This is a genomic window from Sphingomonas sp. CFBP8993, assembly GCF_034044895.1.
In the GTDB taxonomy this organism is placed as follows: domain Bacteria; phylum Pseudomonadota; class Alphaproteobacteria; order Sphingomonadales; family Sphingomonadaceae; genus Sphingomonas.
In genome coordinates this window covers 133494-155399 of the sequence record NZ_JAXCWU010000001.1, presented here as the reverse complement: position 1 = coordinate 155399, position 21906 = coordinate 133494, and the positions used below count along the sequence as shown (strand labels likewise).

Annotated in this window: 18 protein-coding genes; 12 read left to right on the top strand and 6 right to left on the bottom strand. The window is 66.1% G+C overall.

Annotation, left to right across the window (positions count from 1 at the left end; all coding sequences use genetic code 11):
* Positions 1-459: 459 nt before the first annotated feature.
* The 4 genes from SOM26_RS00695 to SOM26_RS00680 form a co-directional block, all read right to left on the bottom strand.
* Positions 460-2814: a bifunctional diguanylate cyclase/phosphodiesterase gene (locus tag SOM26_RS00695; protein WP_320450810.1), complete on the bottom strand. Its 2355-nt coding sequence runs from the start codon at positions 2812-2814 to the stop codon at positions 460-462.
* A 291-nt stretch (positions 2815-3105) separates the two neighbouring features.
* Positions 3106-4095 carry an amidohydrolase family protein gene (locus SOM26_RS00690; RefSeq protein ID WP_320450809.1) on the bottom strand — a complete coding sequence of 330 codons (990 nt, stop codon included), beginning with the start codon at positions 4093-4095 and terminating at the stop codon, positions 3106-3108.
* 251 nt (positions 4096-4346) lie between these two features.
* The gene (locus SOM26_RS00685; protein ID WP_320450808.1) at positions 4347-5414 is read right to left on the bottom strand and encodes an ATP-binding protein; all 1068 of its coding nucleotides are present in this window, start codon (positions 5412-5414) and stop codon (positions 4347-4349) included.
* Complete coding sequence (locus tag SOM26_RS00680; RefSeq protein ID WP_320450807.1) at positions 5399-6076, bottom strand: response regulator; 678 nt, start codon at positions 6074-6076, stop codon at positions 5399-5401. The genes SOM26_RS00685 and SOM26_RS00680 overlap by 16 nt, the downstream gene beginning before the upstream one ends.
* A gap of 182 nt (positions 6077-6258) precedes the next feature.
* Between SOM26_RS00680 and SOM26_RS00675 the strand changes: the two genes are divergently transcribed.
* The 10 genes from SOM26_RS00675 to SOM26_RS00630 all read left to right on the top strand — a co-directional run bounded on the left by SOM26_RS00675 (position 6259) and on the right by SOM26_RS00630 (position 17718).
* The gene (locus tag SOM26_RS00675) at positions 6259-7335 is read left to right on the top strand and encodes an efflux RND transporter periplasmic adaptor subunit (RefSeq protein WP_320450806.1); all 1077 of its coding nucleotides are present in this window, start codon (positions 6259-6261) and stop codon (positions 7333-7335) included.
* 3 nt (positions 7336-7338) lie between these two features.
* The gene (locus tag SOM26_RS00670; RefSeq protein WP_320450805.1) at positions 7339-10446 is read left to right on the top strand and encodes a multidrug efflux RND transporter permease subunit; all 3108 of its coding nucleotides are present in this window, start codon (positions 7339-7341) and stop codon (positions 10444-10446) included.
* Positions 10443-11864 (top strand): efflux transporter outer membrane subunit, encoded by a 1422-nt coding sequence (locus SOM26_RS00665; RefSeq protein ID WP_320450804.1) that lies wholly within the window; start codon positions 10443-10445, stop codon positions 11862-11864. Before SOM26_RS00670 ends, SOM26_RS00665 begins: the two co-directional genes overlap by 4 nt.
* Positions 11861-12406, top strand: a complete 546-nt coding sequence (locus SOM26_RS00660) for a cytochrome b (RefSeq protein ID WP_320450803.1) — start codon at positions 11861-11863, stop codon at positions 12404-12406. Before SOM26_RS00665 ends, SOM26_RS00660 begins: the two co-directional genes overlap by 4 nt.
* Positions 12407-12420: 14 nt before the next feature.
* Positions 12421-13233: an MFS transporter gene (locus SOM26_RS00655; RefSeq protein WP_320450802.1), complete on the top strand. Its 813-nt coding sequence runs from the start codon at positions 12421-12423 to the stop codon at positions 13231-13233.
* 175 nt (positions 13234-13408) lie between these two features.
* Positions 13409-14359 (top strand): acyl-CoA thioester hydrolase/BAAT C-terminal domain-containing protein, encoded by a 951-nt coding sequence (locus tag SOM26_RS00650; RefSeq protein WP_320450801.1) that lies wholly within the window; start codon positions 13409-13411, stop codon positions 14357-14359.
* Positions 14356-15267, top strand: coding sequence for an ABC transporter ATP-binding protein (locus SOM26_RS00645; protein WP_320450800.1), 912 nt, complete (start codon positions 14356-14358; stop codon positions 15265-15267). The genes SOM26_RS00650 and SOM26_RS00645 overlap by 4 nt, the downstream gene beginning before the upstream one ends.
* Positions 15264-16019, top strand: coding sequence for an ABC transporter permease (locus SOM26_RS00640; RefSeq protein WP_320450799.1), 756 nt, complete (start codon positions 15264-15266; stop codon positions 16017-16019). Before SOM26_RS00645 ends, SOM26_RS00640 begins: the two co-directional genes overlap by 4 nt.
* Positions 16016-17110 carry a sensor histidine kinase gene (locus SOM26_RS00635; RefSeq protein WP_320450798.1) on the top strand — a complete coding sequence of 365 codons (1095 nt, stop codon included), beginning with the start codon at positions 16016-16018 and terminating at the stop codon, positions 17108-17110. Before SOM26_RS00640 ends, SOM26_RS00635 begins: the two co-directional genes overlap by 4 nt.
* Positions 17107-17718 (top strand): response regulator transcription factor, encoded by a 612-nt coding sequence (locus tag SOM26_RS00630; protein ID WP_320450797.1) that lies wholly within the window; start codon positions 17107-17109, stop codon positions 17716-17718. Before SOM26_RS00635 ends, SOM26_RS00630 begins: the two co-directional genes overlap by 4 nt.
* A 288-nt stretch (positions 17719-18006) precedes the next feature.
* Here the strand turns inward: SOM26_RS00630 and SOM26_RS00625 are convergent, their stop codons facing one another.
* Positions 18007-18642, bottom strand: a complete 636-nt coding sequence (locus SOM26_RS00625) for a glutathione S-transferase (protein ID WP_320451255.1) — start codon at positions 18640-18642, stop codon at positions 18007-18009.
* Positions 18643-18758: 116 nt separating this feature from the next.
* Here SOM26_RS00625 and SOM26_RS00620 point away from each other — a divergent pair, with 116 nt between their 5' ends.
* Both SOM26_RS00620 and SOM26_RS00615 read left to right on the top strand, forming a co-directional pair.
* The gene (locus tag SOM26_RS00620; protein WP_320450796.1) at positions 18759-20114 is read left to right on the top strand and encodes a serine hydrolase domain-containing protein; all 1356 of its coding nucleotides are present in this window, start codon (positions 18759-18761) and stop codon (positions 20112-20114) included.
* Positions 20115-20428: 314 nt separating this feature from the next.
* A complete protein-coding gene (locus SOM26_RS00615; RefSeq protein WP_320450795.1) occupies positions 20429-20644 on the top strand; it encodes a hypothetical protein in 216 nt (71 codons plus the stop codon).
* On the opposite strand, the gene SOM26_RS00610 is transcribed toward SOM26_RS00615, so the two are convergent.
* Complete coding sequence (locus SOM26_RS00610) at positions 20641-21756, bottom strand: hypothetical protein (protein WP_320450794.1); 1116 nt, start codon at positions 21754-21756, stop codon at positions 20641-20643. The two genes, SOM26_RS00615 and SOM26_RS00610, sit on opposite strands and share 4 nt — an antisense overlap.
* Positions 21757-21906 lie beyond the last annotated feature (150 nt).

The window sequence follows — 21906 nt, the reverse complement described above, 5'->3', positions numbered from 1 at the left end:
CGAGACGGTCATCCGCCTGAAACCGCTCTATGACCCCGTTGCTGGCGGCAGGCACACCTTGGTCACGAACCCAGGCCTATGACTAGATTGGCGACAGCACAGCTTGGCCACACTGCCCGGAAACCGTGCTCGACCTGTTGCTGCCGTCGAAGTTCGCGATGTGCCTTGGCTGTTCGTGACGGATGAGATTCGTCACGTCCACGGCGGGCAGGTTGCGGGGCATCGACCCATATTCGGTCGTTCGGGTGCTGGTTTGGCCCACCCGACTTCTGCCATTCATCCATCTTCGGCATGGGCGATACGTCGCTCGTAAAGTAGCGATTAGCCGCGACGAACGGCACGAACACTGCGTAGCGTACAGGATTTCGGACCATGAAATCATGCGGATCGTCGCCGTCGCGAATGTCAGGCGCTGCTACCCCGCCTTTCGAGCGTCATGATCCGCCGCGCAGGCTACGGTCAGGCCACCATATTGGTGTGGACATAGTACGGCGTGCCCATGTCGACCAGCGGGATGAGGGGACGGCCGATATGATAACCCTGTAGAGCGTCGCAGCCGATTTCCCGACACAATGCGAGTTGTTCCGGCGTTTCGACCCCCTCGGCATGGGTCACGACACCCAGCTCGCGTCCGAGCGCAACCGTCGCCCGCAGCACCGCCATCGAGCGCGGATCGCTAGCCGCGCGGAGCACGAAGCTGCGATCGATCTTGATCCGGTCAAAGCTCAGATCACGAAGATGGGACAGCGACGATTGCCCGGTCCCGAAATCATCCAGTGCGATTTTGAAGCCGAGTTTCCGAATACGCTCCAACCGGCCTGCGACCTTGGCGGCGTCGTGGATCAGCGCCGTCTCGGTGATTTCGATTTCCAGCCGCTCAGCCGCCAAGCCATTAGCTATGACGGCCTGTGTGAGGTGGTCGAGCAAGGCATCCGATGCCAGCTGCGCCGCAGAAACGTTGACCGCTACATAGAGATGCGGCGACCAACCCGCCAGGTGTCGACATGCTTCCGCGATAACCCACCGCCCGATTTCGTCGATCAGGCCTGAGTCCTCAGCGATGGGAATGAATATATCGGGCGAAATCCATCCCCGAACGGGATGTTGCCATCGCAGCAATGCCTCATAGCCGCAGGTGATGCCCGAAGCGAGGTCGGCGATCGGCTGAAAGGCCAGGCGGAAGCCCCCGTCTTTCACGGCGCCATGGAGGCCGTCAACGATCTCCTGTCGCTGGAGGAGCGCTTCTGTCATGGCGTGCTCATAACAGTGAGCGCGCCGACGGCCCGCCCGTTTCGCGTCGTAGAGGGCGAGGTCGGCACGCCTCATCAATTCCTCACCCGACAGCCCGGCTTCCCACTCCGCTACACCGATGCTGCATCCCGGCTGGAGGCGATAGCCGTCAATGATGACGGGATTGGATATCTCGGTGACGACCGTCTGGGCGAACGTCCTTGCCTCGCCGATCGGCAAGGCCATCACGATAGCCATCTCGTCGCCGCCCATCCGAGCAACGAAGCTTTCCGAGCTGACCAGGCGATGCAGGACGGCCGCACAATGGATCAGGAGCTTATCGCCTATGCCATGGCCAAATGTGTCGTTGATCTCCTTGAATTCATCAAGATCGATCAGAAGCAGGCTGAACGTCGCGGCCTTGCCGATCATGGCCGCAACGTGATCCTGAAGCGCCCGGCGGTTGCCAAGATTGGTCAGGACATCATGATGTGCGTGAAAACTCAACTCGCGGCTGGCCTGCCTTTCGGAGGTCACGTCATTGAATGTAAGGACCACGCCTTGTCTGATCACCGGGCGGCACCGCACGACATAGGTTCGGCCGTCCTCCATTTCGCACTCGCGGTCGAAAAGCTCACCGAACTGAACCCACGCCTTCATTGACTGGTCAACAATGGACCGTTTGTCGGGATGCCAGTTTCGGTATCGTGCAATAGTGTCGAGAAAGGTGTCGATGGTCACGCCAGTTCGCAGCGCCTCGGGCGGCGTATCGAACAGGGTCAGGAAGCGCTGGTTATACTGGCGAACACGCCCTGCCTTGTCGATAAAGACCAAGCCGTCGGAAATGCTCTCGATCACCGCCTTGAGCGTCTGCGCTTCCCGCTCGCGTCGCAATCGCGCCTGCGAGGCAGATAGAACGCCGCCCAGACAGGCGATCGAGACGGCAAAGGCCGTGCACGCCGCGACGAGGCCCGGTGACATGGCGCTGCCCTGGACGATCGCCAGCCGCGCGTTAACGATGTCGCCAGCCAAGCTGATAAAATGGATAGCGCACACCGCGCCGACAAATGAGATGCCAGTCGCCAGCCGCGGGAAACTCCGCGTATCACGGATTTGCCAGCTGATCAGGATCGCCGTACCGATCAGCCCACCGATCAGGTTGGTCATGGCCGAAAACTGGTGATTGCAATCGATCAGCGCGGACAGGCCGACGGCATGCATACACCAGATTCCGAAACCCGCCGTCGCGGCGAGCGCGATCTTCGTGCCTAGGCGCTGTACCTTGGCAAGGGCCGCGATGGGCACGCCGACCATGAGGATCCCCACCATAGCAGACAGCGCGGTGCGATGCGGTGCATAGGTCAGGATCAAATCTGGGCGGTAGGCGGTCATCGCGCTGAAGTGGGTCGACCACACCCCCAACCCTGCGGCCAGCGCCAGCCCTCCGTCGCGCCAGCCAATATGGCTGGTCCGGGCATGACGAATTTCGGCCGTAAGCAGCGCCACCAACCAACCCGACGTCAGGCAGATGCCGATAGACACCGCCAGAAGGTAAGCGGAATAAGGCAGTATGAAGGAGATCAAGGGGGCCCTATCACGGCATTAAGAGTGGCAGCGTATATCACATGTCCTGATTAACAATCTATTTTAGTATAACGATTTAAAATAGCCCTCCCAGCTACGGTCGAGCCAAGGCCGGATCCTATCGCCATGCTGCCACACGGCCAGCGACAGGGTAGCGCCATTCCTGCAACTAAGGGGTAACGGTGGCCCCGTCACCGACGCAACATCGGCCATGTAGAGCAATCGGGCGGCTTTCCTTGAGTAGCCTCCCGCTCGGCAGGTACTCTGAGGGTAGCGAGCTGACGATCGAACCTAAGCCGCTTTTGCCCCCGTCAGACGCTCCCAATTTGCGAAGGCGAAACCACGGCGCGCAGCGTCGTCGAGGTCGACGGTTTCCAAAAAGCGACGTGGCTCGCCGCCCGGTCGGTACTGATATGGGAAGTCGGTCGAGAACAGCAGACGATCCGGGCCGACGATCTCCAGGCACTGCCGCAGATAGGCTTCGCTCCACATGCCACTGCCGGTGACGTAGAGGTTGCTGCGCGCATATTCATGCAGCGATCGGTCGAGTTCGAGCGCTCGGCTCATCACGGCCGACGTCCGCTCGAGATAGAACAGCACCACCTCGCCCCAATGACCAAGGATGATCTGAAGCTCCGGCAGTTCGTCGAAGACACCCGCCGCCGCCAGTCTGACCCATTCCAATCCTGCCTCGTAATGCCAGCCAAGACCGAAGGCGGCGAGTGCGAGATCCGCCCTGTCGCTGATCCCGGAGTAATTGGACGCGCGTACGTCCGGTGCGGGCGTTTGGGGATGGATGAACAGAGGGACGCCCAGTTCTGCGGCTTTCCCCAGCATCGGCCGCAGCGCCATATGGTCGAGATGCCGGTCGCGTGTCCGGCCACAAAGTAGCGCGCCCTTCAGCCCAAGTTCTTTGACCGCGCGCTCCAGCTCGCGGGGGGCGGCGTCCGGATCGGATGTCGGGAGGGCCGCAAAACCCTGAAAGCGGGTGGGATGACGCGCACATGCCTCGGCGATGAGATCGTTGACGCGCCGGGCAGCCTCCACCGCTGGTCCAGGCTCGAGATTGTGGAGACCCGGCGTGGTCAGGGACAATACCTGGACGTCGACGCCCTGCTCGTCCATCAGCGCCAGACGGCCAGCACCTAGGTCGGCCAGACGCTCACCCGTTACACCCCCGTCTGCGATCGCAGATACGGGATCATGTGGAGGCGGCGCTGACGCCCAGGCGTCACGGACATTTTGCGGCAGGACATGTTCTTCGATGGCGATCAGGCGCATGGACGTCTCGCATAGGATTCCGGAATAACCGGTACATCCGCCGCAAGCTTCCCTGATGCAAGGGCGCTCGCTCGACGTGATGAAGAAGCCCGGCTGCGCCATAGCCCATTCCACCAATCGGAAGCCCAGTTGCGGTCATCTGGTGTCGAAACCAGCCCCCAGATTTCAGCCCTTCATTCGCGTTGGGCTCGACACGGGGAAAAGCAGTGCGCGTGTCTGGCCTGCGGTGGCTGGAGCGCGATCAATCCCTGTCAGGCTGTCGGCAGCGGCAGGAGAATACGAAACAAGGATCGGTCCTTGGTCCTCTGATAGATAGCGTCCCCGCCATGGGCTCGGGCGATCGCCTGAACGACGGAAAGACCAAGTCCCGATCCACCGGAATTTCCAGTGCCTCGTACGAACTGGCGAAATGCGCTGCCCTCGAGCTCGGGGGAAAGTCCCGGGCCTTTGTCCATGACCGTGATCGTCGCCTTGTCCCACGAAAAATCGACCTCGATCTGCAAGGTGCATGGATCGGCATGGCGGCGCGCATTGTCGACAAGTGCAATCACCGCCTGTCGGATGCGTGCCGCATCGGCCCGGACGACCCCGGTCTCCAACGTCATCTCCAGTTCGAAACCCGCTGGCGACAGCATGGATGACAGGATCGGCCGCATATCCTCCAGCTCGGCAGCCAGATCGACATTCGCGACCTCCAGTTCCAGTCGCCCGCTCTCGGCCAGGCTGACGCTGCGCAGGTCCTCGACCAATCGGGTCAGGCCCTCGACCTGCTTCATCAGGCCGACCACCAGTTCGTCGTCGAGCGGAAAGACGCCGTCCCTGGCCCCCTGAAGCCGCCCCCGCAGGATGGTCAGGGGGGTGCGCAGTTCGTGCGCGATCTGCGCGTTCCAAAGTTTCACATCGTCGGACATGCGTTGCAGCCGGTCGGCCATAACGTTGAAATCGGCGATCAGCAGCGCGGCCTCGCCATGCGCGACACGTACAGGGGGTATCCGGGCCGTCAGGTCACCCTCGGCAATCTGGCGCGCCGCCTCGCCCACCGCGCCGAGCGGCTGCACGATCCGCCGCGCCAACCGCACCGCGACCGCCAGCGCCAGAACCACCCCGATCACACAGCCCGCCAGCGTGATGCCGACATCCAGACCCGTGGTATCGGCCACGCCCGGTGGCAGCGGCGCGACGATGCGCAGCCGCTCCAGCACGCCATAGACGATGTAGAAGGCAGCCGTGCTGACCACGACCGCGACGAAGGCCAGGGTCGCCATCGCCACCGACAATTGCCGGGTCAGGCTGATCCGGTTCTTCATCCGCGCGACCATAACCGGTATCCGACACCGCGCACCCCCTCGGGCATGTCGGGCACCCCCGCCTGATCAAGCTTGCGGCGAAGCTTGCTGACATGGCTGTCGACCGTGCGGTCCAGTGCGTCTGATCCGGGCAGGCATGCGTCGAGCAGCTCGCTGCGACTGAACACCCGGCTCGGCGTGCGCGCCATATGGGCGAGCAGACGAAACTCGGTCAGGGTCAGTGCTACCTCGCCGCGTTCAGTGCGGACCATATGCGCGGTCGTGTCGACCTCGACCGGGCCGACCCGCAACATACCGTTCGCCCCCTCCCCGCCCGACCGGCGCAGCACCGCCTTGACCCGCGCGACCACCTCGACCGGGTTGAACGGCTTGACGACATAATCGTCCGCCCCGATGCGCAGCGCCTGGAGCTTGTCGATGTTCTGGTCCAGCGCGGTGGTGACGACGACCGGCGTATGGCCCCGCCGCCGCACTTCGGACAGCACGCCCCACCCGTCGATAATCGGCATCGAGATGTCGAGCAGCAGGATATCGGGCTTCAGCGCAAGGTGCAGGTCCAGCGCGGTGCGCCCGTCACCGGCATGGACGGTCCGGAACCCCTCGCGCTCCAGATAGGCGCGGATGATCTCGGCGATGTCGCGGTCATCCTCGGCGATCAACGCGAGCGGGTTCATGCGGCGGGTCCACAGGGCATGGCCATGTTCCTATCAGCCGCGCCGGGTGTACCACCAGCCCGCCTCCACATAGTCTCCACATGATCTCGACGCAGGCGCAACGAGCCACGCGGATAGGCGGCGGCATGATGGGCCGATCTCTCGTTTGCCGCACGCTTCCCGCGCTGCCACTCCTTCTGCCGATGGCAGCGTGGCTCAGCGGCTGTTCCGCCGAAGCTCCGGCTGCACCGGCGGCCCCGGTCACGGTGCTGACCATGCGAGTCATGCCGGCCGAGGTCACCGCAACCGACGAACTGCCCGGCCGGGTCGTTGCGTTCCGCACCGCCGAAATCCGCCCGCAGGTCGGCGGCATCGTCCAGCGCCGCCTGTTCGAACAGGGCGCGGCGGTACGCGCCGGGCAGATGCTGTTTCAGATCAGCCCTGCCCCTTATCGCGCCGATGCCGACACGGCCAAGGCGACCGTGCAGAAGGCCAGCGCCGCCTATGCTCGCGCCCGTGCCCAGGCCGATCGCTTGAAACCGCTGGTCGCCGCCGACGCGATCAGCCGCCAAAGCTATGACGATGCGGTCGCCGCACGCGAGCAGGCCGCCGCCGACCTGGCCGAAGCGCGCGCCACCTTGCGCCGCCGCCGAATCGACCTGGGCTTTTCGCGGGTGACCGCGCCGATCGCCGGGCGGATCGGACCGGCCAATGTGACCGAGGGGGCACTGGTGACGGCGGCGGACGCGACGCCGCTGGCGACGATCCAGCAGATCGACCGGGTCTATGTCGATGTTCGACAGCCGGCCGAACGCTTTGCCGAATTGCGCGAAAAGGGTGCGGCGGCCGGAGCGGTCCAAATCCTCACCGCCTCTGGCCGGGACCATCCGGCGCAGGGACGCATCCTGTTTTCAGGGATCACCGTCGATCCGGGCACTGGCGACGCGTTGGTCCGGGTCGAGGTGCCCAATCCCGGCGAGCGGCTGCTGCCCGGCATGTTCGTCCGCGCCCGCCTGCCGCTTGCAAAGATGCCCGCTGCGCTGACCGTGCCGCAACAGGCCGTGACGCGCACGGGCGACGGCACGCCGCAGGTCAGCGTGGTCGACGGGCAGGACCGGGTGCATATCCGCCGCGTCACGCTCGGCCCGTTGGTCGATGGTCGCTATGTCATCGCGTCGGGACTGCGCGCCGGTGAAACGGTCGTCATCGAGGGGCAGGATCGCGTCCAGCCCGGTACTCCGGTCATCCAGCGCCCTTGGCGTGGTGGCACGGCGGGCTGAGCCATGGCGCAATTCTTCATCAACCGCCCGGTCTTCGCCTGGGTCATCGCCATCGCGATCGTCCTGATGGGCGTCATCGCGATCCCGCAAATGCCGGTCGCCCGTTTCCCCAGCGTCGCGCCGCCGACGGTCAGCATCTACGCCAGCTATCCCGGTGCCACACCACAGACGCTGAACGACAGCGTCGTCTCGCTGGTGCAGCGCGAACTGTCGAGCGTGAAGAACCTGCTCTATTTCGAAAGTTCGGCCGATACCTCGGGCTCGGCGACGATCACGGCGACCTTCCGCCCCGGCACCGACCCGGAGCTGGCGCAGGTCGACGTGCAGAACCGGCTGAAGACCATCGAGCCGCGCCTGCCGCAGGTGGTGCGCCAGACCGGCGTGACGGTCGAGTCCGCTTCGTCGGGCTTCCTGATGATCGTCAGCGTGTTGTCCGATGGGCGCCAGGACGAGGTCGAGCTGTCCGATTACATGACCCGAAACATCGTCGACGAGTTGAAGCGCATTCCCGGCGTCGGGCGCGTCCAGAATTTCTCGGCCGAGCGCGCCATGCGCATCTGGATCGATCCCGCCAGGCTCGCCGGATATGGCCTGACCGCGACGGACGTAACCGCAGCAATCGCCGAGCAGAATGTCCAGATCGCCCCCGGCGCGCTGGGAGCCGAGCCGACCGCCCATGGCCAGCGCGTGCTGGTCCCGCTGACCGCCGACGGGCAGCTCAAGACGCCCGATGATTTTGCCGGGATCATCCTGAAGGCCAATGCAGACGGATCATCGGTAACGCTGGATAAGGTCGCCCGTATCGAACTGGGCCGGCAGAGCTTCGGCAACGACACGCGCGAGAACGGCAAATTCGCTGCCTCGGTCGGTATCCAGCTGACGCCGGGTGCCAATGCCGTTGCCGCGTCAAAGGCGGTCCGTGCCCGCATGACCGAGCTTGCCCATGCGTTGCCAGCGGGCATGAGCTGGTCCGCGCCGTTCGACACCGCGCCGTTCGTCCGCATCTCGATCGAGAAGGTGCTGCACACGCTGGCCGAGGCGATGCTGCTCGTCTTCCTGGTGATGTACCTGTTCCTGCAAAAGGTTCGCTACACGTTGATCCCCGCCATCGTCGCGCCGATCGCGCTGCTCGGCACGATCGCGGTCATGCTGGCGACCGGCTACTCGATCAATGTGCTGACCATGTTCGGCATGGTGCTGGCGATCGGCATCATCGTCGACGACGCGATCGTCGTCGTCGAGAATGTCGAGAGGCTGATGCACGAGGAGAAGCTGTCGCCCGCCGATGCCACGCGCAAGGCGATGCAGGAGATCACGCCCGCGATCATCGGCATCACGCTGGTCCTGTCGGCGGTGTTCATCCCCATGGCACTGGCGGCCGGATCGGTCGGCACCATCTATCGCCAATTTTCGATGGCGATGGCGGTATCGATCCTGTTTTCCGCCTTCCTCGCGCTCACCCTCACCCCGGCGCTATGCGCCACGCTGCTCAAGCCACTGGACTCGGAACGGCCCAAGAACCGTTTCTTCACCTGGTTCGACCGCCAGTTCGAGCGGGCGACACGCGGTTATCAGGGCTGGGTCGCGACGTTTATGAAGGCGAGCGGGCGGATGATGCTGGTCTTCGTCGCGATCGTCGGGATGCTGGCTATCGCTTTCGTCAACCTGCCGTCGTCCTTCATGCCGGAGGAGGATCAGGGCTATTTCATGACCAGCTTCCAGCTTCCGGCCGATGCCACCGCCACTCGCACCTTGGCGGCGGTCAGGGCACTGGAAAAACATATGGCCACCCGCCCCGGTGTCGAGACGACCGAGTCGATCCTGGGTTTCGGCTTTTCCGGCTCCGGCCCCAATGCAGCGATGGTCTACACCATGTTGAAAGATTGGAAGGACCGGGGCGGCACGAACGTCGCCAAGGAAGTCGCCGCCGCCGATGCCGCGATGGCCAGGGACGTGCATGAGGGCCAGGCGATGAATGTCATGCCCCCCGCCATCGACGAACTCGGCACCTCGTCGGGCTTTGCACTGCGGCTGGAGGACCGGGCGGGCAAGGGTCGCCATGCGCTCTTCACCGCGCGCGACATGCTGGTCGCCTATACACAGCGCAGCCCCAGGCTGACCGGTGTCTATGCCGAGGGGCTACCGTCTGGCACCAGCGTCCGGCTGGACATCGACCGGGCCAAGGCGCGCGCGCTCGGCGTGTCCTTCACCGCGATCAGCGACATGATCGGCACCGCGCTGGGCAGCAGCTATGTCAACGACTTCCCCAACAAGGGACGATTGCAACAGGTGATCGTGCAGGCCGAGCCTGCCCACCGCATGACCCTGGACGATGTGATGAAGCTGCGCGTGAAGAACGCAGCCGGGGGGACGGTCGCGCTGGCCGAGTTGGTGACGCCGGTGTGGAGCAACAGCCCCCTCCAGCTGTCGACCTATAACGGCTATCCATCGGTCAGCATCACCGGCAGCGCCGCGCCGGGCGTGTCGAGCGGCGATGCCATGCGCGAGATGGAGCGGCTGGCCGCCGAACTGCCGCCCGGCTTCGGGATCGAATGGACCGGCCAGTCGCGGCAGGAACGCGAAGCGGGCGCGCAGGCCCCGATGCTGCTGGCGCTGTCGATGCTGGTCGTGTTCCTGGTGCTGGCCGCCCTCTATGAAAGCTGGTCGATCCCGATGGCGGTGATGCTGGTCGTGCCGCTGGGCCTGATCGGGGCGGTGTCCGCGGTGATGCTGCGCGGCATGTCGAACGACATCTTCTTCAAGGTCGGCCTGATCACCATCATCGGTCTGAGCGCCAAGAACGCGATCCTGATCGTCGAGTTCGCCAAGCAATATCGCGAGGCGGGCAGCAGCCTGATCGACGCCGCCATCGCCGCCGCCCGCGTGCGCCTGCGCCCTATCGTGATGACCAGCCTGGCCTTCACGCTGGGCGTCGTGCCGCTGATGCTGGCGGGGGGTGCGAGCGCCGAGACGCAGCACGCAATCGGCACCGGCGTGTTCGGGGGCATGATCACCGGCACCGTGCTGGCGCTGATCTTCGTGCCGACCTTCTTCGTGGTGGTGGTCGGCCTGGCTGAACGCTGGCGCGCGCGCCGGGCGAAGGGGGCATGACGATGCGATACCTGCCCCTCCCCCTGTTGCTGGCGACCACCGCCTGTTCGATGACGCCGAAGCTCACCCTGCCGACACCGCCGGTCGCCGAGGCCTTTCCGATCGCGAGCGGCACCGAGGCGCTGCCCGAATGGCGCGGCATGTTCGGCGATCCCCGGCTGCAAACCCTGATCGCGCTCTCACTCGACGCCAATCGCGACCTGCGTATCGCCGCGCTGAACGCCGAAGCCGCGCGGGCCCAGGTGCGCGTACAGCGCGCCCAGTCGCTGCCCGCCCTCAACGTCGAGGGCGGCTATACCCGCCAGCGGCAGCCCGCCGTTGTCGCTGGAGCAGGTGTGGGCCTGACGCCGGGGGGCGAGGCGACGGGCTTCACGTTCGGTCAGTTCAGCGCTCAGGCCGCGCTGACCAGTTTCGAAATCGACCTGTTCGGCCGCCTGCGCGCAATGAACGAGGCGGCCTTCCACCGCTGGCTCGCCTCGGTCGAGGCCCGGCGCGCGGTGCGGCTGGCGGTGATCGGCGCGGTTGCCGACGCCTATTGGAACGAGCGGCTGGCCGACGAGCAACTGGCGCTGACCCGCTCGACATTGGCCGACTGGCGTGCATCGCTCGACATCACCCGGTTGCGCAGGGACGCGGGCCAGTCGAGCGGCGCCGATATGGCGCAGGCCGAGGGGCTGGTCCGGCAGGCCCAGGCCGATCTGGCGCAGCGCGAGCGCGAACTGGCGCAGGCGACCAACGCGCTGACGCTCGCGGTCGGTGTGCCGCTGTCAGGCGACCTGCTGCCGCCCACTCCGCTGATGGAACAACCGATCCGCACCGCGCTGGCGGCGGGGACGCCGTCCGACCTGCTGGCCCGCCGCCCCGACATCGCTCAGGCCGAGCAGGATCTGCGCGCCGCCAATGCTGATATTGGCGCGGCGCGTGCGGCTTTCTTTCCGCGCGTGTCGCTGACCGCCGCCTTCGGTTTCGCCAGCCTGGCGCTCGACAGCCTGTTCCAGGGGGCGAACCGATCCTGGTCCTATTCGCCCGCGATCAGCCTGCCGATCTTTCGCGGCGGAGAGCTACGCGGCAATCTCGACCTTGCCCGACTGCGTGCATCGACCGCCGTCGCAAGCTATGAAAAGGCGATCCAGACGGGTTTCCGCGAAGTCGCCGATGGGCTTGCCGCACAGGCAACCTATGGGCGGCAGGTGACAGAACAACGCGCCGTCGTCACCCAGGCCGAACGTCGTGCCCAGCTGACCGATCTCGCCTATCGCGCCGGGCAGACCAGCCGCCTCGAACTGCTCGACGCGCAGCGCGCGACCTATGCCGCGCAACAGACCGCGCTGATTGTCCGGCGCGACCAACTAACCGCCGCCGCCGCGCTCTACCGCGCGCTCGGCGGCGACACCGAAGCCCAAGGAACGCCGCGATGACCCGTCATGACTGCTATACCCTGCCGATGCGGCTGCTCCACTGGACCCGCGCCGCGCTGATCCTGGGGCTGATCGCGCTCGGCTGGACGATGACTTCGCTGCCCGACAGCATCGCCGCCAAATTCGAATGGATGTATCCCGTCCACAAGGAGTTCGGTGTGCTGGCCTTCGTGATCGGCACCATCGCGCTGGTCGTGCGCAGCCGGTCCGCCCTGCCCCATCATCCTGCTGGGCTCGCCCGGTGGGAGGTCATGCTGTCGAGCATCGTCCAATATGCGATGCTGGCGCTCGCGATCATCGTACCGGTGATGGGCTATGCCATGTCCAGCTCGTTCACCCAGAGCGACGGAGTGCCGTTCTTCGTCACCGACCTGCCCGAGCTTCTGCCCAAGAACGACCGCGCCTTCGCCGTCTTCGCGCTCGCGCACAAGGTGCTGGCCTATACGCTGCTGGCGCTGGTCGCGCTGCATGTCATGGGCGTTCTCAAGCACCGCTTCCTCGATCGCGGACGGGCCGCCGACGTCCTGCCCAGGATGTTATAAGCCAGACCATTGCGATGGAACAGACCCCGGCGGGCGTCGATCCCGGCCCCGGCTGGCAGTGGCGCTTCTGGTCGATCTTTGCCGGACAATCGCTGTCGCTGATCGGATCGGCGATGACGCAGTTCGTGCTGATCTGGTGGATCACCGACACGACCGGCGATCTCGGCGCGCTGGCGACGGCGGGGCTGGCCGCGCTGCTGCCCCAGGCGCTGCTGGGGCCGGTCGGAGGCACGTTCGCCGATCGCTACAGCCGCCGGATGCTGATGATCGTCGCCGACCTGCTCTCGGCCTTTTGCATCGTGGTCCTGATTACCCTGTTCCTCAGCGGCCATATCGCCTTGTGGCACATCTATCTCGCGATGTTCGTCCGCAGCGCGGCGACCGCGTTTCAGATGCCCGCCGCCTCCGCCAGCGAGGCGATGCTGGTGCCCCGGCATTTCCTTCCCCGCGCCGCCGGGCTGAACCAGACGTTGATGGGCATTGTGACCGTCGCCGCCGCGCCGCTGGGGGCGATTGCGATCGCGCTGATGCCGCCCGGCATGTTCCTGCTGGCCGCGATCTTCTGGGCGTTGAGCGGCCTGTTCTTCATCTTGGGCGACGCGCCGTTCACCGCTTTGATCCAGACGACCGTTCCCAATCGATTACAGGGGCGTGTCCTTGGACTGCTCGGCACGATGATGGGACTGGCAGCCCCTTTCGGCCTGTTGGTCTCTGCTCCGCTTGGCGGCTTGATCGGCGTCAGGTGGATGTTCGTTTTGACCGGCGGCCTGGGGACGCTCGTCAGCCTGTCTGCGTTCCTCTCCAGCGAGTTGCGCGACGCCGATTGACCAAGGGCATCTGGTCGCGGACTTCATAAAAAAGACCCATTTCAGCCATTCATCGATCTTGCTCCTGCGCCGTTTTCAAAAAAATCGAACCCGGTCACCCCAAACCATGACATCTGTCACTACGTGAGCCGCGTGCCATGGCGCAGGGAACGAGCCTCACCGACGAGGTTGAACGATGTTCCTGACTGCCTTCGCACTTGCCGCCGCTCTGCCGCCTGCTGCCGCTGCCACCCCCGCGACAGCATCTCCAGCCGCCATCGCCCCGCAACCCATCCGTGACGGCGGCATGACCGCCAATCTCTACCGACCCGCGCGTCCCGGCCGCGCACCCGCGATCATGCTGCTCGGCGGGTCGGAAGGCGGCCTTGGCAAGGGGGCCGCTGCACAGGCGGCGGCGCTGGCGGCCCATGGCTATGTCGTCCTTCAGCTTTCGTATTTCGGCAGCCCCGGCCAGCCTGCCGCCCTGAAGTCGATCCCCGTCGAAACCTTCACCCGCGCACTCGACTGGTTAAAGACGCAGCCTGGGGTCGCCGACAATCGCATCGGCATCGTCGGCACGTCCAAAGGCGCCGAGGCAGCGTTGCTTGTCGCCTCGCGCCGAAGCGATCTCAAGATCGCGGTGCTCGGCGTCCCCTCCAGCGTCGTTTGGCCGGGGATCGACCGACAGGGACTCGTCACCGAAAGCTCATGGACCGAGGGTGGCAGGCCGGTGCCGTTCACGCCCTATGGATGGACGGGGGAATGGCGCGGCATCCATGCCCTGTATGCCGACGCGCTGGCCGATCCGGCCAAGGCCGCAAAGGGCGCCATCCCGGCCGAGCGCGCGCAAGCCGCCATCGTGATGGTCTGTGGCGAGGCGGATGGGCTGTGGCCGTCCTGCCCGATGGCGCGGGCGGTCGAAGCACGGTTGCACGCCGCCAGTTATCGACATCCCGTCACGGTGCTTGCCTATCCCGACGCGGGCCATGCCGCATTCGGCCCGCCCCCCGATCCTGCCTGGCAGGCGGCGAGCACGGCCGCTTCGCTTGGCGGGAGCATCGCCGGCAACCGCGCGGCGCGGGTCGATGGCTGGCCGAAAGTCCTGGCCGCACTCGATGCCGTGCTGATGCCGGAGGCCGGTCGATGAGCGGCGATCTGTCCGACGTCGCGCGGCTGGCGCGCGTGTCCAAACGGCTTGGCGGACGAAGCGTCCTCGCGGAACTCGATCTCGGCATCCGCGCCGGTGAGGTGACCGCGCTGCTGGGCCCGAACGGCGCGGGCAAGACGACCTCCGTCTCGCTGCTCACCGGACGCATCGCGCCGGACACGGGCACCGCAGAGATTTTTGGGCTCGACCCGCGCCGACCCGCCGCGCGCCGCCGCCTGGGCGTGATGCTGCAAAGCGCGGGCCTGCCCGACGTGCTGACGATCGGTGAGCTACTGACGCTGCAATCGGGCTATTACATCGACCCGCGCCCGCTGGACGAGACGCTGGCGCTCGCGGGGCTCGACGACCTTGCCGACCGCCGCTGCTCGGCGCTTTCGGGCGGTCAGGCACGCCGCGTTCATTACGCCCTGGCGATCTGCGGCCGCCCCGACCTGCTCGTCCTCGACGAACCCACCGCCGCCATGGACCGGGCCTCCGCCCGCATGTTGTGGGGCACCGTGCGCGCCCTGGCCGATGACGGAACGGCGGTGCTGCTGACCAGCCACGACCTGGCGGAGGCCGATGCGCTGGCCGACCGGATCGTGGTGATGGACGCCGGGAAGATCGTCGCCGACGACACGCCTGCCGCCCTGCGGGCACGAGCGGGAGGATCGGTGATCCGCTGCCGCAGCCGACTGACGCCGGACCGCGCCGCGTCGGCACCGGCGGTCAGAGACGCTGCCATGGACGGCGCGGACCTGCGCATCGTCACCGCCGATGCCGCCGCGACCGTGCGCGCGCTCCTCGATGCCGATACCACGCTCATGGATTTGCGCGTCGCCGATGCGACGTTGGAGGATGCGATCACCGCCCTGCTTGTCGCCCAGCCGGAAAGGATCGCCGCATGACCGCGCTCGTCGCAATCCCGAACGGCGTGTGGCTGCGCGAAGCGGTCGCCGAACTCAAGCGCACGTCGCGATTGCCCCAGTTCCTCGTTCCGACCGTGGTGACCCCCGCCGCGTTCTATGGCCTGTTCACGCTGGCGGTCGCCAGGTCGCCCTCCCCCGAATATGCCCTTGCGACCTTGGCGGGCTATGGCGTGTTCGCCGCGACGGGTCCGGCGCTGTTCGGCTTCGGTGCCGGCGTTGCCATGGAGCGCGAGCAAGGTCTGATCGAATTGAAGCGCGTGTCGCCGATGCCGGCCGGTGCCTATGTCACGGCGAAACTGGTCGCCGCCGTCGCCACCACCGCGCTGGCGCTGGTGTTGATCGATGCACTGGCGATCATCGCAGGTGTCCGCTTGTCGGCGGCAAGCTGGGCCGCGCTGACCCTGCTCCATCTCGGCTCGGCGATCCCGTTTGCGCTGATTGGTTTCGGCATGGGCATGCGGATGAGCGGCAAGGGCGCGGTGGCGGTGGCCAACGCCGTGTTCCTCGGCGGATCGGTGCTGGGCGGCCTGTGGATTCCGACCGTCATGCTGCCCGGCTGGATGCGGACGCTGGGCCAGATCACGCCGTCCTACCATCTCGGCCAGCTCGCGCGCGGGATCGTCGGCGTCGATACGCTTGGCTCGTCCTTCGGCCATGCGACGGCGGTGGCCGCGATGACAGCCGGGGGAATCGTCTGGGCCTGGAGCGGATGGCGGCGGAGCCCGGCTTGACCGAACGCGCCTACAACGCCGACAGTGGCGCGATGCGCACGGCGGAACAGCGATGGTGGGACGGGCCGTGGCCGTGGCTCGTCTACCTCGTCTTCCTCCCCCTACCATGGCTGTGGAAGCGGCCCGACGCGGCGACGCTTATCGCTTCGGCGCTGGCGGTGGCGGTCTTCCTGCCCCTCTACGTCCTGGCGCATCGCTGGCAAGGCGGGAAGCTGTTCGGCGCCTGCGCCGCGATCACCGCGATCGGCATCGCCCTCGCCGCCTGGCCGGTGGGATGGACCGTCTTTCCGATCTACGCCGCGTCGGCGATGGGGCATGCCCGTCCGCGACGCGTCGCGACCATCGGCATCGCCGCGATCGCGGTGGCGACGACCGTAACCGGTCTCGTGCTGAGCCAACCGACTTTATGGTGGCTGCCCGGGGTGCTGCTCGTCGTCATGACCGGCGGCGGGACCATCTCGCGCGAGGCCTTTTACGAGCGCACCCAGGCGCTGCTCGCGACCCAGGAAGAGGTCCGTCGCCTCGCTGGCACGGCCGAACGCGAACGGATCGCACGCGATCTGCACGACGTCGTTGGCCGTACGCTGACGCTCGTCGCGCTGAAGGCCGATCTTGCCGGCCGACTGCTCGAGCGGGACATGGTTGCGACACGCGCGGAGGTGGAGGCGATCGCCGACGCCGCACGTGCCGGCCTAGCCGATGTCCGCGCGGCGCTGGCCGGGCAGGCTGGCGGTGGCCTGGCGCAGGAAGCCTCGGCGTCGATCGCCGCGTTGCGAACCGCCGGCGTGCACCCGACAATGAAAGGCGACGCCGCCGACGTTCCTGCCAACGCCGGCGCGGTGTTGGCGATGACGCTGCGCGAGGCCGTCACCAACGTCATTCGCCACGCTGACGCCCGGCATTGCACGATCCATATCGTCGCCGACACGGGCCACGCCCGCTTGGTCGTCGAGGACGATGGCGTCGGCTTTTCCCGCAGCGAGGGTAACGGCCTGACCGGCATGCGCCAGCGACTGGTCGCCGCAGGCGGTGCCCTGCACCTCAGTCCTGCCCGACCCGGCACCCGCCTCGAAGCGAGCGTGCCGACATGACATCCATCCGTATCGTCATCGCCGAAGACCAGGCGCTCGTGCTGGGCGCCATCGCCGCGTTGCTCTCTCTGGAGCCGGACTTCACGATCGTCGGTCGCGCGGCCGATGGCGACGTGGCGCTCGCGATGGTGCGGAATCTGGCGCCAGACATCTTGCTGACGGATATCGAGATGCCGGGTCCAACCGGCCTCGACCTTGCGAGTCGGCTGGCCGACGAGCGATCGCGCACCGCCGTCGTCATCGTGACGACCTTTGCTCGGCCGGGCTATCTTGCTCGGGCACGGAGTGCCGGTGTGCGCGGCTATCTGCTCAAGGACGCACCGGTTGACGACCTGGTCGCCGCGATCCGCACCGTCGTAGCCGGAGGTCGCGCGATCCCCGCCGATCTCGCAGCAGCGGCCGGTGAGATCGGTCGCGATCCGCTCACCGATCGCGAACGCGATACGTTGCGTCTCGCCGAGGAAGGGCTATCGAACAAGCACATCGCCGATCGGCTCGGTCTGTCGCCCGGGACCGTCCGCAACTACCTGTCCGACGCGGCAGGGAAACTCGGCGCGGCGAACCGCATCGAAGCAGGTCGCACGGCACGGCGGAACGGGTGGTTGTAGCCCATAAAGGCTCAGTCCCCATGTGCGGCCACCTCGCCGATCCCGGGCCTTTATTCAACATGAGAATGTAACCAGCGCCGCTCGCCTCCCTCACGGACGGCGAGAGGTTCGGACCGACCACGCGCGCCTTTGATCAGGGCGCGAAAGCGACGCCTGGCGCGCTTGAAGGCACACCGCTGACAGCGACGGGCTGACCCGAATTCAGGCATTCCGACGTGCTCGGCGCTCCCCTGAAAGCGGGCGCGCGTTGATCATAGCCTGGCCGCGATACGTTCAACCGCATGACCTTCACTTACCTTCACCTTCGACGACAATAGCCGTTCCATCCGGAGACCAGGGCGAAACCTTGTGCATGATCCGCTCGAAGCGATCCGATGCGAGATGGCCGGCCAGCCATGATTGCAGCCGTGGCAGGGGCAAGGCGTCGAACCACCCCCGATCGACCTGGGCGAACTGCCTGACGAACGGCATGAGGGCGGCATCCGTAAGGCCCGTCTTCGTGCCGCAGAGTTGACCGCCTGCCTCGATCCGCGTCTCCAGAGCTTTTAGGAACGCGAAGCCGCAATCGCGATGCCGGACGGGGTCCGAGCCGTGGCGATCGGGATATTTATACCGGTCGAGATGGTGCTTGAACACGTCGTCGTTCGCCGCGATCAGTGCAGCATCGTCGCGCGCGAGCCAGTCTTCCGGGTCTCGGAACCGCAGCGCCCACCGCATGATCGCGAGGCTTTCCTCGATCACCCCACCCTGCGCCGTTACGAGCACCGGCACCGTGCCCTTGGGGGATGCGGCAAGCATTTCCGCAGGCTTGTCGGACAGCCTGACCTCCCGAAGCTCATGACGCACCCCGCTGACGTCCAGCGCCAGTCGCGCCCGCATCGCGAAGGGACAACGACGAAAGCTGTAGAGGATCGGGTCAGTCATCCCGCCGCCATAGGACCCATTCCTTGCCGCAAAAATCCCCCCGATCGGGGAAAGTCCAAGGATGCGTATGGGATAAGCGGATTGCCCTATCCTGGCGGCAATGGAATGATGCGCCGATGCGGATACGAACATCAGCGGCCTTCGCCCTCCTCCTGGCGGGTCACGCGAACGCCCAGATCGTCGCCCAGCCTTCGGCCGGCACCTATTCGCGCGCGGTGGCGGCTGGCTACAAGGCCGCCCTCTATTGCTCGGGGCTCTTCAATGCCGGGCGCACCCCGGCGCAAATCGATGCCGACGAACTGACCGGCATCTATCCCGATTATGAGAAGATCGTGCCGACGCTCGTCGCGCAGGTCGACCGCGCGCGCGGGTCCGTCGCCGTCGCCTTCGACCCCGCGCTGCCGCCGCGATACGCCATCTGGCGGGGCGGCCGCGGCTGCGTGACGCTGCCGATCGGCAGCGAACCACCGGCGGGCACCGCATCGGCCGCGCCCCCACCGATTGCCGGCGCGGATCCGCGTCCATGGCCGCAGGGCGATGCCGGTATCGCCGCGCGCCCTGCCGCGCCGCTGAACGTGGCCATCGGCAAGGCCTTCGCCGACGGCTATGGCGCCGGCGCCAAGACGGTCGGCGTGCTCGTCGTGCAGGACGGCAAGATCGTTGCCGAACATTATGGCCCCGGTTTCGGGCCCTATGTCTCGAACCGGACCTGGTCGGTCGGCAAGTCGATCGCCGGAACGCTGATCGGTCTTGCCGATACCCGCGCCCTCCAGGCCCCCGCCGCCATACCGCAATGGACGGCAGGCGACCCACGGCGATCGATCACGCTCGACCACCTCCTGCGCATGGCGTCGGGCCTGCACAGCGACACCGCCGGCAACCGCACCGACGCGATCTATTTCGGCGGCACGGCCGTGGACGAGCAGGCGGCGTCCTGGCCCCTGGAGGCCCCGCCCGGCACGCGCTTCCGCTATGCGAACAACGACATCCTGCTTGCCGTCTATGCCACGCGGCAGCGGATCGGCGAGGACCGCTATCGCACATGGCCGAACGATTTGTTCGCCAAGCTCGGCATGGCGCATACGGTCGCGGAGACGGACTGGCACGGCAACTATGTCCTCTCCAGCCAGGTGTGGTCGACCGCCCGCGACCTCGCGCGGCTCGGGCTGTTCTGGTCGCAGGACGGGGTCTGGGCGGGCCGGCGCCTACTGCCGGCGGGCTGGATGCGCAGCATGACGACGCCGAGCGGACCGCAACCACCCAGCGGTCCCGGCTATGGCGCGACGATGTGGCTGTTCGGCCCCCAACAGGGCCTTCCCGAGGGCAGTTTCGCCGCGCAGGGCAATCGCGGGCAATATGTGATGGTTATTCCGGGGCGACATCTGGTGATCGTCCGACGGGGCGAGGATCCTGGCGCGGCCCGTTTCGACATCGCACGCTTTGCCGCCGATATCGCCGCAGCGCTGCCCTAGCGCCGCGCGCCCTCGCTTGGCGCACGACTGCCTCGTGAGCACGGTAGTTCGTGCCCGGTTAGCTGACAAGGGCTGCGACGCAGACGTCATCCGTGCCATAGCCACCCGCTAAGACCAACTGCCCAGCAGCATCCTCGGCATGGTCCGTCTCACCACCGCCAGATACCGGGTCAAATTTGTTCACGCCGCCGCGCCGGCTGCGCCATCAATATCAGCCTTCTGGCCCGCCTGCGATGTGGGTTGGACAGAGCTCTCACTTTCGCGCGTGTCTCAATTGATCGGATCGCAGTCGCCGCCGCTGCTATCGCCGTGGCATGACGTCACGCCCCTTCTCCGGCGACCCGCCGCACGAAAGCCCGCTGACCGCCGATGAGCAGCAACGGATTGGCAGCCTGTTGTCGAGCGTTTCGACGCAGACGCTGCTGCAATCGCTGGTCTCGCTGTGCGGGATGAACGACGATGCGAGGCTCATCATCGGCGAGCTGGTCGCCCGCCTGCCACCGGAACGGCCATCGGGCGACGTCGATTAATTGTCGGTCATGCCGATATAGCGGATCGCGGTATCGGTGCCCCCATTGCTGACCCGCAACGACCCGATCCGCGCGCCGCTTGCCGAGCGGACTATCAGATCGATGTCATAGTCACTGCAATATTCCAGCTGGACGAGGTCGTTCATCGGATTTCCGGGGATCGTGTCCCACACCTCACCCGTGACGCGCAGACCGGAACAGCGGACCGCCCGGATAAACTGGCCGTTGCGGCGGCCGCGCAACGTCACGTTGCGCAGCGTCACGTTGCTGCAATCGGTCAGATAGGCGGTCGGCCCGTCCTGGGTCGCCGCGCCGAAATCCAGGTCGGCATTGGCGATCGTCACGCGATCGATCACGCAACCCTGCGCGACGCCATTATTCTGCATCATCAGCGGGCAGCCGGTCGGCCCCTGCGTAATTCGCCCCTTGATCCCGGTCAGCGTGACGTTGCGGATCGTCGCTTTTCCCGTCGTGGTACTGGTATAGAATTTGATGCACGAGAAGGAGGCGCTGTTGAGGGTCATCGTCGTCAGCGTGATCCGATCCATCACCGCATCGATCGACTCCTGGTTTTCGGAGGTGAATGACAAGGCGTCGTCGCCGCTCTGCACGGCGATGTTCGATCCCGTGACCTTGCTGCACGCGCCGAAGAAATGAAGGCCGTCGGCGCCCGGCCGGGGGACGCCGGAATTGAGCGTCAGGCCGTTGATATGACCACCGGCGGCATTTTTGATCTCCATCGCGAAGCCGGTCAGCGGGCCCTCCGTCCGAACGCCGATAACGGTGAAGCCATCGGTGTCGACGATCCCCAGGCCCTTGCGCGTCGCGCCGGCAGGGTCTGATGCCGCGCCGACAAAGGCCCCGCCTGCACCGACGATCGTGACGTTGTTGAGCCGTTTGCCCGAACGGTTGGTCAGGCAGTAAAGCGTGCCGACCCGCGGTCCGTGATCATTGTAGAGGTCGCCGCCGACGACGATCCGCGCGTTGCTGGCATAGCCTAGCCCCGTCGCGGCCAGGCGGTGACCACCGGGCGGAATCGTGAAGGGAAGACGGCTGCCAGCCGCGTCGTCGAGCGCGGCTTGCAGCGTGGCGGTCATGTCGGGATAGGCCATGGGGTTCGTCATTCCCCTGGTTAAGAGCACCGACGGTTAACGTTCCCCGACCACCGCCCCGCTATCCGACTTTGTTACATCATTTGATGTATTTACGGGCGATATATGGAAGGCATTAATATTCTGGCAACGCTGTTTGCCATCTTGGGG

Bases quoted from the DNA above. Each gene is read 5' to 3' on its own strand.
- SOM26_RS00675 (WP_320450806.1), top strand. From the start codon at position 6,259: ATGGCAGCGTGGCTCAGCGGCTGTTCCGCCGAAGCTCCGGCTGCACCG.
- SOM26_RS00640 (WP_320450799.1), top strand. From the start codon at position 15,264: ATGACCGCGCTCGTCGCAATCCCGAACGGCGTGTGGCTGCGCGAAGCG.
- SOM26_RS00620 (WP_320450796.1), top strand. From the start codon at position 18,759: ATGCGGATACGAACATCAGCGGCCTTCGCCCTCCTCCTGGCGGGTCAC.
- SOM26_RS00615 (WP_320450795.1), top strand. From the start codon at position 20,429: ATGACGTCACGCCCCTTCTCCGGCGACCCGCCGCACGAAAGCCCGCTG.
- SOM26_RS00610 (WP_320450794.1), bottom strand. From the start codon at position 21,756: ATGGCCTATCCCGACATGACCGCCACGCTGCAAGCCGCGCTCGACGAC.
- SOM26_RS00655 (WP_320450802.1), top strand. From the start codon at position 12,421: ATGGAACAGACCCCGGCGGGCGTCGATCCCGGCCCCGGCTGGCAGTGG.
- SOM26_RS00630 (WP_320450797.1), top strand. From the start codon at position 17,107: ATGACATCCATCCGTATCGTCATCGCCGAAGACCAGGCGCTCGTGCTG.
- SOM26_RS00665 (WP_320450804.1), top strand. From the start codon at position 10,443: ATGACGATGCGATACCTGCCCCTCCCCCTGTTGCTGGCGACCACCGCC.
- SOM26_RS00645 (WP_320450800.1), top strand. From the start codon at position 14,356: ATGAGCGGCGATCTGTCCGACGTCGCGCGGCTGGCGCGCGTGTCCAAA.
- SOM26_RS00650 (WP_320450801.1), top strand. From the start codon at position 13,409: ATGTTCCTGACTGCCTTCGCACTTGCCGCCGCTCTGCCGCCTGCTGCC.
- SOM26_RS00625 (WP_320451255.1), bottom strand. From the start codon at position 18,642: ATGACTGACCCGATCCTCTACAGCTTTCGTCGTTGTCCCTTCGCGATG.
- SOM26_RS00690 (WP_320450809.1), bottom strand. From the start codon at position 4,095: ATGCGCCTGATCGCCATCGAAGAACATGTCCTGCCGCAAAATGTCCGT.
- SOM26_RS00685 (WP_320450808.1), bottom strand. From the start codon at position 5,414: ATGGTCGCGCGGATGAAGAACCGGATCAGCCTGACCCGGCAATTGTCG.
- SOM26_RS00670 (WP_320450805.1), top strand. From the start codon at position 7,339: ATGGCGCAATTCTTCATCAACCGCCCGGTCTTCGCCTGGGTCATCGCC.
- SOM26_RS00660 (WP_320450803.1), top strand. From the start codon at position 11,861: ATGACCCGTCATGACTGCTATACCCTGCCGATGCGGCTGCTCCACTGG.
- SOM26_RS00680 (WP_320450807.1), bottom strand. From the start codon at position 6,076: ATGAACCCGCTCGCGTTGATCGCCGAGGATGACCGCGACATCGCCGAG.